Origin of the sequence: Neoaquamicrobium sediminum (assembly GCF_013240295.1) — a bacterium.
Classification (GTDB): domain Bacteria; phylum Pseudomonadota; class Alphaproteobacteria; order Rhizobiales; family Rhizobiaceae; genus Aerobium; species Aerobium sediminum.
Genome location: NZ_JABETK010000003.1, coordinates 22,321 through 37,855 on the forward strand (window position 1 = coordinate 22,321; position 15,535 = coordinate 37,855).

The 15,535-nt window shown below is 57.0% G+C and carries 11 protein-coding genes and 4 pseudogenes; 10 read left to right on the plus strand and 5 right to left on the minus strand.

Annotation, left to right across the window (positions count from 1 at the left end; translation table 11 throughout):
* Nucleotides 1-78: 78 nt before the first annotated feature.
* Nucleotides 79-1,147: pseudogene (locus tag HK436_RS22795) on the minus strand (transposase).
* Between the two features lie 151 nt (nucleotides 1,148-1,298).
* Here HK436_RS22795 and HK436_RS22800 point away from each other — a divergent pair.
* From HK436_RS22800 to HK436_RS22810, 3 genes and pseudogenes are all read left to right on the plus strand, one after another.
* Nucleotides 1,299-2,374 (plus strand): annotated as a pseudogene (locus HK436_RS22800) (IS5 family transposase).
* Between the two features lie 151 nt (nucleotides 2,375-2,525).
* A pseudogene (locus HK436_RS22805) lies at nucleotides 2,526-2,792 on the plus strand (transposase domain-containing protein); the annotation flags it as partial.
* A gap of 110 nt (nucleotides 2,793-2,902) precedes the next feature.
* On the plus strand, nucleotides 2,903-3,085 hold the full coding sequence (locus HK436_RS22810) for a hypothetical protein (protein ID WP_173193807.1): 183 nt from the start codon (nucleotides 2,903-2,905) through the stop codon (nucleotides 3,083-3,085).
* 170 nt (nucleotides 3,086-3,255) lie between these two features.
* Here the strand turns inward: HK436_RS22810 and fcl are convergent.
* The 4 genes and pseudogenes from fcl to HK436_RS22830 all read right to left on the minus strand — a co-directional run bounded on the left by fcl (nucleotide 3,256) and on the right by HK436_RS22830 (nucleotide 7,895).
* A pseudogene (gene fcl, locus HK436_RS22815) lies at nucleotides 3,256-4,223 on the minus strand (GDP-L-fucose synthase).
* Between the two features lie 21 nt (nucleotides 4,224-4,244).
* A complete protein-coding gene (gene gmd, locus HK436_RS22820; RefSeq protein ID WP_173193809.1) occupies nucleotides 4,245-5,315 on the minus strand; it encodes a GDP-mannose 4,6-dehydratase in 1,071 nt (356 codons plus the stop codon).
* A 172-nt stretch (nucleotides 5,316-5,487) separates the two neighbouring features.
* A complete protein-coding gene (locus HK436_RS22825; RefSeq protein WP_173193811.1) occupies nucleotides 5,488-6,897 on the minus strand; it encodes a mannose-1-phosphate guanylyltransferase/mannose-6-phosphate isomerase in 1,410 nt (469 codons plus the stop codon).
* A 119-nt stretch (nucleotides 6,898-7,016) separates the two neighbouring features.
* Nucleotides 7,017-7,895, minus strand: coding sequence for a glycosyltransferase (locus HK436_RS22830; protein ID WP_173193813.1), 879 nt, complete (start codon nucleotides 7,893-7,895; stop codon nucleotides 7,017-7,019).
* Between the two features lie 200 nt (nucleotides 7,896-8,095).
* Here HK436_RS22830 and HK436_RS32495 point away from each other — a divergent pair, with 200 nt between their 5' ends.
* The 7 genes from HK436_RS32495 to HK436_RS22860 all read left to right on the plus strand — a co-directional run bounded on the left by HK436_RS32495 (nucleotide 8,096) and on the right by HK436_RS22860 (nucleotide 15,531).
* Nucleotides 8,096-8,797 carry a phosphohexomutase domain-containing protein gene (locus tag HK436_RS32495; RefSeq protein WP_280515801.1) on the plus strand — a complete coding sequence of 234 codons (702 nt, stop codon included), beginning with the start codon at nucleotides 8,096-8,098 and terminating at the stop codon, nucleotides 8,795-8,797.
* Entirely contained in the window at nucleotides 8,724-9,455 is a 732-nt protein-coding gene (locus tag HK436_RS32500) for a phosphohexomutase domain-containing protein (RefSeq protein WP_280515802.1), read from the plus strand. Before HK436_RS32495 ends, HK436_RS32500 begins: the two co-directional genes overlap by 74 nt.
* A gap of 399 nt (nucleotides 9,456-9,854) precedes the next feature.
* The gene (locus HK436_RS33715; RefSeq protein WP_376769209.1) at nucleotides 9,855-10,547 is read left to right on the plus strand and encodes a class I SAM-dependent methyltransferase; all 693 of its coding nucleotides are present in this window, start codon (nucleotides 9,855-9,857) and stop codon (nucleotides 10,545-10,547) included.
* Nucleotides 10,548-11,273: 726 nt separating this feature from the next.
* On the plus strand, nucleotides 11,274-11,981 hold the full coding sequence (locus tag HK436_RS22845; protein WP_173193817.1) for a class I SAM-dependent methyltransferase: 708 nt from the start codon (nucleotides 11,274-11,276) through the stop codon (nucleotides 11,979-11,981).
* An 8-nt stretch (nucleotides 11,982-11,989) separates the two neighbouring features.
* Nucleotides 11,990-13,279, plus strand: a complete 1,290-nt coding sequence (locus HK436_RS22850) for a glycosyltransferase (RefSeq protein ID WP_173193819.1) — start codon at nucleotides 11,990-11,992, stop codon at nucleotides 13,277-13,279.
* 114 nt (nucleotides 13,280-13,393) lie between these two features.
* The gene (locus tag HK436_RS22855; RefSeq protein WP_173193821.1) at nucleotides 13,394-14,224 is read left to right on the plus strand and encodes a polysaccharide pyruvyl transferase family protein; all 831 of its coding nucleotides are present in this window, start codon (nucleotides 13,394-13,396) and stop codon (nucleotides 14,222-14,224) included.
* A gap of 11 nt (nucleotides 14,225-14,235) precedes the next feature.
* The gene (locus HK436_RS22860) at nucleotides 14,236-15,531 is read left to right on the plus strand and encodes a glycosyltransferase (RefSeq protein WP_173193822.1); all 1,296 of its coding nucleotides are present in this window, start codon (nucleotides 14,236-14,238) and stop codon (nucleotides 15,529-15,531) included.
* Nucleotides 15,532-15,535 lie beyond the last annotated feature (4 nt).

The following is a 15,535-nucleotide window of genomic DNA, read 5'->3' on the forward strand; positions in this document are numbered from 1 at the left end:
GCCGGGCGGAGCGCCGGCTTCGGTCCCCGGAGCGACCAGGGAGGTGATTTCGTGGTGTTTCGCCGTTTTTGGGCGGATTCATCCCGTAATCATGCGACGCTCATGGAAGATCAAGCGGTTCATGTTGTAGGCGATGTTGGCGAGCGTCAGTTTCGCCTCGGCCCGGGCGATGCCGATCGTGCGGATGAAGAGGCCGAACCGGACCTTCTGATGTGCGAAGACATGCTCGACGGCGGCGCGGCCTCGCGTTCGCGCTGGCGGTCGCCTCCGGCATCGGTGTGCCCGCGGGCTTGCGCCAGTGGATGCGGCTCGTCAGCATCCGGTCCACCAGCCACTTCTCGTTCTTCTGGCTGCGGTAGGCGCTGTCGGCCCAGACCTCCGCGCCAGCGTTCTCCCGGCTCACCAAGCGTTTGAGTTACCGCCCGTCGTGTGCCGATGCCGACGTCACGGCCGCCTCGCGGATGAAGCCGAAGCGCCGGTCGATGCTGATGTGGCTCTTGTAGCCGACGACCGGCGTCGCGATCATCGGCAACGGCGTGCCGTCGGGACGATACCGCACCTTGCCGCCGATCTTCAGGGTCCATCGGGCATCCACGTCCTTCTGGGTCGCCTTGGCCGGGTCGTCGGGCCAGATCTCGCTGGCGGCTTTGCCTTCCTTGATCGCCTCCTTCTCGCTCCCGGTGTTTCGGTGCTTCGGCGCCGGAACCAGCGAAGCGTCGACGATCTGGCCCGATATGGGGATGTAGCCCTTCTTCTGGAGTTGCCAGTCGAAGGCCTTCATCACCCGCTTCAGCGTCCCCGTCTCGGTCAGCCTGTTGCGAAAGTGCCGGATCGTGTTCTCGTCGGGCGTCGGCGCGCCGAGATCGAAACCGAGGAACCGCATCCAGGAGAGCCGGTCCCGGATCATGAACTCCATGCGTGCGTCGCTGAGATTGTGTTGCGCCTGCAGGATCAGCGCCTTGAACATCGACACTGGGTCGAATGGCGGCCGGCCACCTTTCGCTCCGTCGCCGTATCCCAGCCCATCGACCAGCCAGCCGCGGATTTACTCGAAGTCCATAGTCGCCGCGAGCGTTTCCAGCGGATCACCGTTCTTGCTCAGGCGCTCCAGATGCTCCGACAACCCGAATAGAGACCGCTGCTCCATCGTCCCGCCTCCAAATCATGACGAGCAGATTGAATCACGAAATCAACAAGCGCGGTAGGTTCTTGCGGGTGTCCAGCTGGAGGCCTCGAAAAGCTTCCCCACCCTAGCAGTTTCATGATTCAATCTGCCGGTGATTTGCGGGAGGCTGCGAATGCGTAGACAGGCCGGGTTCTGGGACATCGACGAGCGCTATTTGCGGCTGAGCGAGGCCGGCGATCCGCTGGAGAAGCTAAACGCGGTGGTGCCTTGGGAGGTTTTCCGCAAGCCTCTGGCCAAAGCGCTGAAGCGGCCCGACGGCGCCAAGGGCGGCGGGCCACCCTACGACCCAGTGATGATGTTCAGGATCATGGTTCTGCAAGCGCTCTACGGCCTGTCGGACGATCAGGCCGAGTTCCAGATCCAGGACCGGCTGTCCTTCATGCGCTTCCCCGGCCTGGGGTTCGGCGATCGTGTGCCGGACGCCAAGACGATCTGGCTGTTCTGCGAGCATCTCACGCAGGCCAACGCCGTTGAGAACCTGTTTGCCCGGTTCGACAAGCACCTCACCAAGGCCGGCTACCTCGCGATGGGCGGTCGAATTGTCGACGCAACGATCGTGGCGGCGCCGAAGCAGCGCAACAGTGACGCCGAGAAGGCCGACATCAAGGCAGGCAAGGTGCCGGACGCCTGGAATGAGAAGCCTGCCAAGCTGCACCAGAACGATCGCGATGCGGGCTGGAAGGTGAAGTTCTGGAAGGCCAAATGGCCGAGGATGGGAAGACCCAGCAGCGCGCCATCGCCGTTCCCGCCTTCGGCTACAAGAACCATTCCTTGATCGATCGTCGGCACAGCTTCACCCGCGGCTGGAAAGCGACGAGCGCCTGAGCCTATGCCGGGGCGCAGCTCCGCAACGTGCTCAATCGCGACAACACCGGCTCGACGGTGTGGGCCGACACCGCCTACCGATCGAAGACGAACGAGGCGTGGCTAGAGAAGGACGGCTACATCTCCGACATCCACCACAAGAAACCGAAGGGACGGCCGATGAGCGGGGTGACGTCGCGGGCGAAAGGCCGCCGCTCCAGAATCCGCGCCTTCGTCGAACGCGTCTTCGCAGCAGAAATCCCGCATGGGCCTGTCGTGCGCACGATCGGCATGGCGCGGGCCAGGACAAAGATCGGCATGGCTAACCTCGCCTACAACCTCACCCGCTTCGTCTGGCACCAGGGGCGAACTGCGCCCGCGTGACGGTGAAGGCGGCCAAAGCCGCCACCGCGACGCTGAAATCGGCAAACCACATCAGCCCAAGCAGCAGTCAGCGCCACGCTCTACGCCGTGACGGCACTCGTCGCGATCTTCACGGGTGCGAAAGCCGGTAGTTCGAGCTGTCCATCTGTCCATCTGCCTAACCAACAATGCCGCCGAACGAGCGCTGCGCGGCTTGGCTTTCGGCAGAAAGTCCTGGCTCTTCGCTGGGTTGGACCGCGGCGCCGACCGTGCGGCAGTCATGTATATGCTAATCGGCACGGCAAAGCTCAACGATGTCGATCCGCAGGCCTGGCTGGCCGACGTGCTATCCTGCATCGCCGACGCGCCGCAGAGCAGGCTGGCCGAACTCCTGCCGTGGAACTGGCGCCGATCCAACGCATCCGCAAAAGCAGCCTGATCGCGGCCCTCACCGGACAGTGACTCAAACCAAGCTTAACCGATGTTGTAGATTCTCCTACACTGGTTTATCGGTCGACGAGATCCCGATCATATGAGGTAGTATTTCCAATGAATGATAAAAAGGACACCAAGAACGCGCTCGAAGACCGGGCGCTCAGCCGCGACTATGTCATTCGTCGGCTAGATTTAGCGGTTCGCGCAGCGAGGGAAGATCATATGAGTAGTAAAGTTTTGCTCGATTTCGACGTGGCAGAGGAATTGTTGAAAATGACCAAAAAGTATGTTCACTGAACAGCAATTCATCCATCAAAAACTCTCTACTTAACACGACAGAGACCGCGCGTTGAAATCTATGGAAAACGCACGATATTGCGGCCATCAACAAACTCTCGGTCAGTTCCCAACAGAACGTCATGGGGAATGTAAGCAATTGCCGTCATCTGCTGCGGAGAATTCGCGCATTACGCCACATTCAGACGCACCTCACCTTTTTCGACATGCTCGCGGAACCAACGGTAGGCGTCCTCGAGCCCTTGACGCAAATCGTATTTCGGCCGCCAGCCCATCTCGAACAACCGCGAGACATCCATCAGCTTCCGCGGAGTGCCGTCCGGCTTGGTGAGATCGTAGCGAATTTCGCCCTCGAAGCCCACGACGGACGCAACCATATGCGCCAGATCAAGGATGGTGATGTCCTCGCCCGAGCCCACATTGATGTGACCGTTGTCTGAATAACACTTGAGAAGGTAAACCATGGCGTCTGCAGCGTCGTCCACGTGCAGGAATTCGCGCCTCGGCCTACCTGAACCCCAAATCGTCAGATATCGCGCACCGGAGAGCTTGGCATCATGGGCCTTGCGAATGAGCGCAGGGATGACGTGGCTCTTCTGAGATCGAAGTTGTCACCGGGTCCATAAAGGTTGGTCGGCATGGCCGAGATGTAGTCAACGCCGTGCTGGTGCCGATAAGCTTGACACAGTTTCAGCCCTGCTATCTTGGCGATAGCATACCATTCGTTGGTGGGCTCCAGCGATCCGGTGAGCAATGCATCCTCGAGGATCGGCTGCGGCGCGAATTTGGGATAGATGCAAGACGACCCTAGGAAGACTAGCTTGCCGACCTGGCTGCGGAACGAAGCCTCGATCACGTTGGTCTCGATGACCAAATTGTCATGAAGAAAATCGGCGGGATAGGTGTTGTTAGCCAGAATCCCGCCTACTTTTGCGGCTGCAAGAACTACGGCATCCGGCCGTCTTTCCGCTATCCAGCGTCGCACCGCCGCTTGGTTGCGTAGGTCGAGTTCACTGCGCGAGGCAGTCAGGATTTCGCAATCCTCGCTTTCGAGCCGCCGGGCGATGGACGACCCCACCATGCCGCGATGCCCAGCCACGAAGACGCGCTTGCCTTTCAGCGAGTAGATATCGGTCATGAGGCGATTCCTTGTATGCAACTATGCGGAACGATCTTGCCGCCAAGCTTCCCGTTCGGCAAACGCGATGTCGGCAGCGACCATTTCAGAGACGAGTTCGCGAAAGCTTGTCGTGTGCTGCCATCCGAGAGTAGACCTAGCTTTGGAGGGGTCACCAATCAGAAGGTCAACCTCCGTCGGACGGAAATAACGAGGGTCGATCCTGACCAAGATCTCCCCGGAGGCCCCATCACGACCAATCTCGTTCACGCCTGAGCCTTCCCAGACGATCTCCCGGCCGACCTCATCGAACGCCAATTCCACAAACTCGCGCACGGAATGTGCTTCGCCGGTGGCGAGTACAAAATCGTCCGGCTCGTCATGCTGAAGGATGCGCCACATTCCTTCAACATAGTCGCGCGCGTGGCCCCAGTCGCGCTTGGCGTCGAGATTACCGAGATGAAGGGTGTCCTGCAGACCGCGCTGGATTCCAGCAACGGCGCGGGTGATCTTGCGCGTCACAAACGTCTCGCCGCGGGTAGGACCTTCATGGTTGAAGAGAATGCCGTTTGAGCAGAAGATGCCATAGGCCTCACGGTAGTTGACAGTGATCCAGTAGGCGTAGAGTTTGGCGGCAGCGTAGGGCGAGCGTGGATAAAATGGCGTCGTCTCCTTCTGCGGTACTTCTTGGACCTTGCCGTACAGCTCCGATGTAGAGGCCTGGTAGAAGCGCACAGATTTTTCCATGCCGAGGATGCGGATCGCTTCCAAGATGCGCAGCGTGCCGAGGGCGTCAGCGTTGCCGGTGTACTCCGGAGTTTCGAAACTGACTTGCACATGACTCTGGGCAGCTAGATTATAGATCTCGTTCGGCCGCGTCTCCTGAATTAGGCGGATTAGGTTGGTGGAATCCGTCAGGTCTCCATAATGGAGAAAAAAGCGTGCGCCCGTATCGTGCGGATCGACGTAGATGCCATCGATGCGTTCTGTGTTAAAAGACGATGAGCGGCGCTTCACTCCATGCACAATATATCCTTTGTCAAGCAAAAGCCGAGCCAAGTACGCGCCGTCTTGCCCGGTTATGCCGGTGATAAGCGCCGTCTTTTCAGTCATCAATATTTTCCGATTTATGCGAGGGGTTGGCTGCACATAACCCAAATTCCGGCGAATGCAAGGTTATGGCAGATCTGAGTTAACTAAATTCGCTACTAATCGCTGCGGGGCAAACCCGAGCCGAGAGACCGGCCATGCAAGCCGTGTGCTGCCAAGTGCGCTAAATTGGGAATCAAGTCCGGCCGTAACGATCCTCAAGACGCACGATGTCGTCTTCCCCCAGATAGGAACCCGATTGCACCTCAATCAACTCCAACTCGATCTTACCCGGGTTCTCCAGCGCATGAACTTCGCCCAACGGAATATAGGTCGACTGGTTCTCACTCAGCATAATAATCTCTTGACCCCGATAGACCTTGGCGGTGCCACGTACAACTATCCAATGCTCGGCTCGATGATGGTGCATCTGCACCGATAGCTTCGCGCCAGGCTTAACAGTGATACGCTTAACTTGATGGCGCTCGCCGACATCAATGCTATCGTAGTGGCCCCACGGTCTATAGACCTTGCGGTGGCTGACATGCTCGCTCCGCCCACTCAGCCTTATCGTATCGACTATCTCCTTCACATCCTGTACTGCGCCTCGATGCGCGATCAAGATGGCGTCCCTCGTCTCCACCACCACCAAATCCTCAACGCCGAGCAACGTGACCAGCCTGTCGTCGGCATGAACGAGATTGCCGCGGCTGGCGACAGCCATCACATCGCCGCGCAGCACGTTTCCGTCGCCGTCGCGGGCCTCGAGCTCCCACAGCGCCGACCAGGAGCCGATGTCATTCCACCCCACATTGAGTGGGATCATGGCGGCGGCGGCAGTCTTTTCCATCACCGCATAGTCGATCGATTCGGATGGGCAACTCGCGAAGGTTTCGGCGTCGATGCGCACGAACTGCATATCGCGACTGCTGAGATCAATTGCGCGGCGGCAGGCTTCCAGGATGTCAGGCCGTTCACGTTCCAGTTCCTCAAGGTAGCGGCCGGCGCGGAACATGAAAATACCACTGTTCCAGAAATGCTCGTTGGTGGCGATATAGCGCTCTGCGGTCGCGGTGTCGGGCTTCTCCTCGAAGCCGGCGACGGCGAAGCCCACCCCACCAGCAAGGGCGTCGCCGCGCCTAATATAGCCGTACCCGGTTTCGGCGCGGTCGGGTACGATACCGAACGTCACGAGTTTACCAGCCTCGGCCAACGGCACGGCTGCGGCGATCGCAATGTGAAAGCGGGGGACATCCGCGACGACATGGTCGGCAGCCAAGACAAGCAAGAGCGGGTCCTCGCCATGATGCGTAGCGAGGAGAGCGGCGAGAGCGATCGCCGGGGCCGTGTTGCGCCCAAACGGCTCGAGCAGAATAGTCGCATCGTCTTGGCCGATCTGGCGCAACTGTTCTGCAACGAGGAAACGGTGTTCCTCGTTGCAGACTAGCATTGGTTGTTGGCCGCCTAAGCCCTCAAGCCGCACAATCGTCTCCTGAAGCAGGGAACGGTCACTTGTAAGCGAGTGGAACTGCTTCGGGTAAAGCTGACGAGATAGGGGCCAGAGCCTGGTGCCGGACCCGCCGGCCATAATGACGGGCAAGAACATATGCGGACTTTCTTTCTCCTGCTGCGTCGACCGGGGCAGCCTTCACAGGTCACGTATACTCAACACGCCGCCGAAAACACAACCTCGCTTCCTGTTGTGCACTGCTGGCAACCGCCTTGCTACCAACCCGAACCGATACCTCCGAAGGTGCGACGAAGCGATATCGCGCGCAGCCAGCAACCAGGAAGCGGGTGGCGCGTCAAGGCAGCCAGTGCGTCGCGCAATCCATCCGGCAGGTGGCCTGCGAGAAGAGACGCGCGGGCAGCCGCAAGCCTGCTAAGGCATTCGAAGGCTGTGAGCACATCCTGATCTATGAGTCCAGGCTTTTCAGCGGCTAAAACCTCTGCCATCGCCAGATGAGCACGGTGCACGTTGCGAGAGGAGTGCCACGTCCGTGCCAGCGTCCTTGACCGTTTATGTGAGCGGTAACGGTAGACGGTTGCGGGATGAAAGACCCGGCGAGGCGACAAGGAAAGCAGTCGCAGCAGCGCGTAGCGGTCCGCGCTGAGACCGACGTCGGTCCGAAATGGTCCCGCCCGCTCGATGAGACGGCGTGAGAAAATGCGACTGTTAATTGTCGGGACACCGAAAAGTAGCGAATCGGCGCTCGCTTTGCGTTGATGGTGGTGGCTGAACCAGCCGCTCGTATTGCTTTCCGTCTCAATCACTGCCTCGCCGGTCGCCATATCGGCATCACGTTCGCGGGCTTTGCTTAGGAGCTGAGCCATCCCCTCGTGCAACGTATCATCGCAGTTCAGCCAGGCGACATGCGCGCCGCGCGCCCGTGCGAGCGCTTTGTTAAGCCCTTCATAGAGGGAACCGTCGCGGCCTTCGAGCAGAATAACGCCCGTTCCGCGCAGAAAATCCAGCGACCCATCAGTGGAGCCCCCGTCGGCAACAATGATCTCAACGTTTTCTGCTGGCAGGTGCTTTCGCACCGACTCGATCGCCGAAGGGAGATATGGCATTCCGTTGAGACACGGCATTACGATGCTCAAAATGGGCTCGTACATAAGCTGGTAGGTACCTTGACGGCTTCGAATGGTCTCGTGCCGGCGGCCGCGATATTGGCCAGACCGAAGCTACACTTATGCAGGGATTGTACGGCTCGCAACTGCAACAGTTGCATCGTCGGCATTTCCCTTCTACAGGGATGTCGGTGTGCCATTGGCTAGCCTACCGAGAACTCGAAAAGACAATGACCTCCCCGTTCAAGGCCTATGACGTCCGTGGTGAGATTCCTGGCGAGATCAATGCGTCGTTCGCGTACAGGTTCGGTCAGGCGGCGGCGGCGCATCTTGGTCCCGGTCGTGTAGTCGTCGGCCACGATATGCGCCAGGACAGCCCGGCGCTTGCCGCAGCCTTGATGCAAGGCCTGCTAGACAGCGGCGTTGACGTCCTTCCCGTGGGTCTGTGCGGGACGGAGGAGGTTTATTTCCACACCGCCGATACAGACGCGAGCGCAGGTCTGATGGTGACTGCGAGCCACAATCCCGAGAGCTATAATGGCTTCAAAATGGTGCTGGCAGGTGCTGCGGCCGCAACGCGGGAGAACGCGCTAGGCGCCATAGAAAAAATGGTGATGTCGGATGCAGCCATTCCGCGTGTACGTGCCTATGGCTCGCGCGGTCGGCTCGCACCCCAGCTTGCTCGCCGACCCTATATCGAGCGTTTACTATGTCAAGTCATCGGGCTAAATCTCCGGCCAATGAAGATCGTTTGCAATGCAGGAAATGGATGCGCAGGCCCAACGCTCGACCTTCTAGAGGAACATCTGCCGTTCGAATTTATTAAGATCGATCATGACCCTGACCCGACGCTGCCCAATGGTGTTCCAGAATCCGCTTTTGCTGGAAAAGCGGGCACGAACGGGAGAGGCGGTGATCGCCCACGAGGCTGATCTCGGCATTGCATGGGACGGCGACTTTGACCGCTGCTTCCTTTACGATCGCAACGGCCGTTTCATTGAAGGCTACTATCTTGTAGGCTTCCTCGCGCAAGCGATGCTGCGCGCATCTCCGGGCGCAACGGTACTCTATGATCCTCGGCTCACCTGGAACACGATCGAAATGGTGGAGCAAGCAGGCGGTGTAGCCAAGGTCTGCCAAACTGGCCACGCCTTTTTCAAGGACAAGATGCGGCGCGAAGATGCTGTTTATGGTGGGGAGATGAGCGCCCACAACTATTTTCGTAACTTCAGCTACTGCGATTCGGGGATGCTCACCTGGCTAGCGGTAGCTGCCGAGTTGTCGAGAAGGGAAACGACGCTTGCCGAACTGATGGGGGAACGAATCGCCGCCTTTCCTTGCTCCGGAGAGATCAACTTCACGGTCGCCGATGCGGAGACTGCTCAGAAAAGAGTAGCAACCTATTTCGCTCGCGAGAACCCCAACGTCGAATTCGTTGACGGCCTCAGTATGGAGTTCGACGATTGGCGCTTCAATCTGAGGAGATCGAACACCGAGCCATTACTGCGGCTCAACGTCGAGACTAGAGCTGATCGACCGCTACTCGATGCACGCGTAGGCGAAATCTCTGGCCTGATTCGCACCGACTAAACAGCTTCCCACATCCCGCCGATCGAAACCGCATAGTATCTATGCAAGCCCGGTATCCTTCAGCTGGCGATTCCAGTTGAGAGCTTTTTTGCTCAGCAAAATTCGTCCCCGCGCGCATGCGCGGTCCCTGCGGGCAGCAAACCGCTTTTGACGTCGCAAAGCCGCACCCGCCAAGCCAAAGCCTGAAGCGGCCCACGACCGCCGCGCAAAGCACGGCCCTGGAACCTGAAGTATGGGCGCCCATGCTCGATGGAGAAAGCGTCGTCGGCATACGCCGGCGCCCACTCGCTTGTGATTCTAAGTCGAAAGTGCAAGACCTCCCCTCTCCCCATGAGATATCGGAAAGAGGATTCGAATGAACGACTGGGCGACAAGATACACCCCCCACTCCCGGAAGAGATGCAGAGAGTGGGATCCTCCACGTGGGAAATTTTTCAGATACACGCCAACACGATAGAGCCTGAAATAACCAGTCACCTCAAGCATCACTTCGGATGGAAACGTTTTGGTAGACGCGTCCTTGATTTCGGGTGCGGAGTAGGACGTGTCGCCCTAAAAATGTACGCTGAGAACAAGTGGCCGACTGACGCTTGTGACGTAAACCCCGCAGCCGTTCGATACATCAATTCGCAGCTTCCCAGAGTCAAAACCGCCCTCACAAACTATGACCCACCTCTGCCATACAAGGACGCATCATTTGATGCCGTTTACTCCATCTCGGTCTGGACGCACATGCCCGAAGACGCCCAGGACCGTTGGCTTGCCGAAACAGCACGCATACTGAAACCGGGCGGGATAGCTCTATTGACGACATCTGGGCCCCGTGCTCTCGCCTCGCGGCGCCGGCGCGGAGACAAAGGATGGTCTGATGTCACAGACGCTGACCTCAAAGAGAAAGGCATCATATTCACTGAATACGAGCGTTTCGCTCTCGATCCGAAACAGTATCCTGGTGTAACACGGTCATATGGCTTGACTGCCCACGCCCATGATTATATTCACACGCGTTGGGGCAAGTTCCTAAAAGTGAATTACATTAAACCAGCATGCATCTCTCAAGTACAGGACCTTGTTGTCTGCACCAAGTCCTAGCCCTAATATTGCTTTCTAGGTAACGAGACCCGGCGCGATAATTCTTTCATACCCCTCCACTGTGACTTTTCGTTATCGGTGTATTTGGACGACTGTGGGATATAAGTTGGCGTGTATCACTCACGTACAATTCATTGCGCCTGAGCATATTGTTGCAGGATCGGCAATGGCGTTCGGCAGATTGAATCTTTTATGGCTCCATGTCGAGGTACTCTACTAATATGGAGCTTTTCTGAGGCCAGATACGGGATGCACTGAAACAGGGCGAAGGGGAAGCGGTATGCTGCTATAATGCCATGCAAATTGAAGCGACCATCCGATGACAACAAGGGTCGGCAACGTTCCGTGGGACCACATTGGTTATCGACGTTTGCCCACGCTGCCAGGAGTTGGAGAGTATGGCGTAGAGGCGCCAACGAGGTCCGCTCCACCATCGCCATCTTCAACAAGCTCCATCGGGATAGGTTGATTGATGACGGTTGAGCCGCTATTGGGTTGCGGCACGCGGAGTTGACGTGTGAACGACCCATGGTGCCTAATATGTTGTATGGGAGTTTAGTTCACAGAAATGTTCTCCTTGTCCGCGTCACATCGAAACCCACACGAATTTTACCGATCGATGGTTTGCAATAGCTTAGGTTGGCGTGAACGGATTTCTCGGCGCGCATGACCACAACCGTCCAGAGAGCGGGTGACGCATGAAAGCCGATCGGGGAGTTTCCAACAATGTCCAAGTCCTCATCCGAGATTTTTGGGAGCGCGCACTACCAAAGGCACAATGCGCGTCGCCTTGAGCATCTCGCACGTTTGTCATTGCCTCTCGAACACTCGGACGTGCTGGAATTGGGATCAGGACCTGGCGACCATACGACGTTTTTTCTGGACCGGGGCTGCACCGTTACCGCGATCGACGCTCGGCAGGAAAATCTCGATCTCCTTAATAAGCGCCTCAACTTGAAGGGAAACGGCAGAGTATCGACAGTTCTGGGAGACCTCGAACGTCCAGGCGAGATTGATGTGAGTCCACATTCGCTCGTTTACTGCTACGGACTTTTATACCATCTTCGCGACCCGGAATCCGTCCTCAATTGGATAGCTTCTCGCTGCGAAAAAATGCTCCTGCTTGAAACTTGTGTTTCCTTTGGGGGCGACGACAAGCTGGTGTCAGTTGCAGAGAAAAAGGAACTGGCTTCCCAGTCGTTTAGCGGCACAGGCTCGCGCCCTACACGGGCCTGGATTTATAATCGCCTGAACAAACTATTTTCGCATGTCTACGTACCGGCCTTTCAACCCTACCACGAGGAATTCCCAACGGATTGGACCCACAAAGAGGGATGGGGCTCCCATGCGCGCGCGATCTTCGTGGCCTCGAGGGAAGCTATCAGCAATCCCTTCCTTCTTGATTTTCTCCCTCCCAGGCAGATGCGCGGATAGTCGAACCCATGAACACGCCAGCCACGCGAAGACTACTGATTGTCGACCCGATCTTTCGCGGTAGTCGCCTCTACTACAGCGCGATGGCCGCCGCAGGTGCGGTTGCTCGTGATTGGGAAGTTCACATTCTGACGCGCGAGGAAGCTGAAACCGAGCATTATTTCGAGCTCTTTGAAGGCGTTCCAGTTACGCTGCATCGCAAAATCCCGTTGCCGGTCGGGTTTTGGTACGGAAAGATCGGTTCCGAAGCCGTTGAATCTCTGATTGCCGCGTTAATTTCACTCCACCAGGAGCTGCGGTTCGAGCGCATCCTGGCAGCCGGGATTAATGAACTAAATCGCGAGTTCACGGATGCCTGTGTTGCTCAAAGGAGAGAGCTTAGGGCCGCGTTCGGACACACGCCCTTGGTGGCGATAGAATACGACGCCCGCTACCTCCTGCGAGGGCTGCAGGCACCGCGGCCCCGCAACCCGATCGAGCGTGTGCGGCGTGAAGTGCGCGTCTGGATTCGCCGGGAAAGACAGCGCCAGAATTTGCGTTTCCTTCGACGTACCTTTCCGGGCCTTCGCGTCGGTATCCTCGATGAAAGGGCGTTCGACCGCGATCTCGCAACTCGCATTGGACGTTCATTTCTCGTCCAGCTTCCGGATCCGCCGCCCCGCCATGTCGCCCCCGCTCTTTCGAAAGCAGCGGCAAATGAAACTCACGACAAGACGAGGGTTCTTCTCGTCGGGCGGCAGTCGAAGCGCAAAGGCATAGAGGATTTTGCGCGGCTTCTTCGCGTTCGCCCTAACCTCGGAGAACGCTTCCAGTTTGTGCTTTGCGGTTCACTTGTCGATGAAAGCGAACATCTGCGACCTCAACTGGAGGCCGCTCGCAAGGCCGGACTGCTGGAATGGGTGGATGAATATCTGCCTGAAGCCGAGATTCAGCGTCGCTATGACGAAACGGACTATGTTCTGCTTCCCTATGCGCGTGATTTCGAAAGCTCTAGCGGGGTCATGGCGAATGCGGCGAGGGCTGGCACACCGATCATCGCCACCGATCATGGCTGCGTCGGTTACCGGGTTCAAAGTTTCAGCATGGGCTATGTTTACCCATCTGCAAATATCGCCAGAATGGCGGACGTCCTTTTTCCTTGCCTCGCCCCTCTGAACCCGATTATCAGAGGCTTTCTGCCAACTGTATCAACTACGCTCGTAATAATTCGATCGATGAGTTCCAGCGAATTTTATTGGGCGCGTGAGATCTTTCGAGATTATGACAGAACAAAATACTCCATTAATCGCGCTACTTGACACTTCCGTCTGCACAAAAAATCTAGGCGACCAGATTATTATGGATGCAGTCCATACTCAATTGAGACGAATCTACCCGCGGAGCTTTTTTGCTCTCTACCAACTCACGATTATTTGTCGAGTGAAAGCTTCAAGATACTTGAACAGAGTCCGTTTGCAATTATCGGCGGCACAAATTTGCTTACCGCAGATATGTGGAAATACAATCAGTGGAAAGTGAGCTACAAAGATTACTTCCGATTGAAGAACGTCATTCTTATGGGTGTTGGCTGGTGGCAATACCAGAAGGAATCGACGCTTTATACACGAACCCTTCTCAAGCGGTTTTTGCATAAAAACATGTTGCATTCGGTCCGTGACGGTTATACTCAGCGTAAACTGTTGGAGTTAGGGCTACCTAACGTCGTCAATACCGGTTGTATGACGCTCTGGGATCTAGATTCGGAACATACGGCCCAGATTCCTCGGCGCAAGGCAGAGAACGTGATTTTTACGCTCACTGACTACAAGCCGCACCCAGAGAAGGACAAGTATCTCTTTAACATTCTCGCAAAACAATACAGCAAGGTGTACCTTTGGGTGCAAGGTTCGCGCGATCTCGAATATTCAAAGTCGATTTGCGGGACTCGCGCCGAGATTGTCGACCCCACATTGAAGGCATTTGACGAGCTGCTATCATCAGATCTCGATCTGGAATATGTCGGAACGCGACTGCATGCGGGAATAAGAGCGCTCCAGCACAAGCGTCGCACGATGATCGTCTCGGTCGACAACAGGGCCACCGAGATGGGCCGCGACTTCAACCTGCCGGTTATCGAGCGTAAGGATGTCGGCAATCTGAAAACCTCGCTTGATGAGGACCGAGCTACCGTCGTGAACCGGCCGATTGAGGCGATTGAGGCCTGGAAGCGCCAGTTCTCTCAATCAAACGGCTCTGCTCTTTAAGGTTGACGGGCATGAGAGTGCTATCCATCGGATCAAGCGACAAGGCGGGCGGTGCAGCAATCGCCGCATATCGCCTCAATGTGGAACTGGTTTCCCAGTTCCGTACCCGCTTGATCAGTGCGGTTGCACGCAAGATCACCAACGAAAAGGATGTCATAGAGGTCGGTCGTGAGGGCAGCATCTATGCCCGGCGCATTCGCCAGTTGACCGGCGCTTTTCAGAAATGGAGCGGCTGGCAGTACCGGTTTCTTCCTGTGCAACGGCAGCGAATCCTTTCAACGGCCCGAAGGTTCGAGCCAGACGTCATCAACCTGCACAATCTACATGGTGGGACACTGGATGGTTTCTTTCAGACTGATCTGATCGTGGACCTCTCTCAAATCGCTCCCGTCGTCTGGACGCTTCATGACATGTGGGCGCTTACTGGGCACTGCGCTTATTCGATGGGATGCGACCTGTGGCGCGATGGCTGTGGCCCTTGTCCGCATCTGAACTTCTACCCACCTCTCGCCAAGGACCAGTCTGCCGGCCTATGGAGATGGAAGCGCAGCATCTATGCCCACAGCGACCTTACCATTGTCACGCCATCCAAGTGGCTCGGGCAGCTTTGCCATGAGACAAAGGTCGTCGTGCCGGAGAATATCAGGACGATTCCGAATGGCATCGACCTCAATCGGTTCTCTCCAGGCAACAAGCGTGCGGCGCGCAATTCACTGAGGATAGCCGAAGACGCAAAAGTGCTCGTATTTGCGGCCGAGCGGGTCGGTGGCAATGCCCGTAAGGGTGGTAAAGCCCTGGAAGTCACTCTTCGTCGACTCAACGAAGTAGCCACCTCCAAGATCGATGTCCTTCTTGTGGGGGAGGGCGAGCTTCCCTGGATACGCGAACTGGCGAATATCAAGTCGCGTCGAATGGGCTATATCTCCAAGGAACCCGACTTGGTCCAGATATTCCGAGCGGCCGATCTCTTCCTTTTTCCGACGGAAGCGGATAATTTGCCGAACACGTTAGTGGAGGCAATTGCATGCGGGTTGCCGGCTGCAACCTTTGATGTGGGTGGTTGTGGCGAAGTGATCAAAGATGGTGTTAGCGGTGTGCTCGGCGCTGTCGATGACCCGGCTGAGCTGGCTGATCGGATTTGGAATCATCTTGACGATCCAGAAACGTCGGCGCGATTGTCTGCGTCCGCGCGAGAGTATGCATTGAACTTCAACGTCAAGCTGATGGCCAGACGCTATATGGATCTTTTTGTAGATGTCAGTAACCGGCGAGCAAGAACAAGACAGGGCGCATCGTTGAGCGCGTAGAGCT

Bases quoted from the DNA above. Each gene is read 5' to 3' on its own strand.
- HK436_RS32500 (WP_280515802.1), top strand. From the start codon at position 8,724: ATGGTGTTCCAGAATCCGCTTTTGCTGGAAAAGCGGGCACGAACGGGA.
- gmd (WP_173193809.1), bottom strand. From the start codon at position 5,315: ATGACTGAAAAGACGGCGCTTATCACCGGCATAACCGGGCAAGACGGC.
- HK436_RS22845 (WP_173193817.1), top strand. From the start codon at position 11,274: ATGTCCAAGTCCTCATCCGAGATTTTTGGGAGCGCGCACTACCAAAGG.
- HK436_RS32495 (WP_280515801.1), top strand. From the start codon at position 8,096: ATGACCTCCCCGTTCAAGGCCTATGACGTCCGTGGTGAGATTCCTGGC.
- HK436_RS22810 (WP_173193807.1), top strand. From the start codon at position 2,903: ATGAATGATAAAAAGGACACCAAGAACGCGCTCGAAGACCGGGCGCTC.
- HK436_RS22825 (WP_173193811.1), bottom strand. From the start codon at position 6,897: ATGTTCTTGCCCGTCATTATGGCCGGCGGGTCCGGCACCAGGCTCTGG.
- HK436_RS22860 (WP_173193822.1), top strand. From the start codon at position 14,236: ATGAGAGTGCTATCCATCGGATCAAGCGACAAGGCGGGCGGTGCAGCA.
- HK436_RS33715 (WP_376769209.1), top strand. From the start codon at position 9,855: ATGCAGAGAGTGGGATCCTCCACGTGGGAAATTTTTCAGATACACGCC.
- HK436_RS22850 (WP_173193819.1), top strand. From the start codon at position 11,990: ATGAACACGCCAGCCACGCGAAGACTACTGATTGTCGACCCGATCTTT.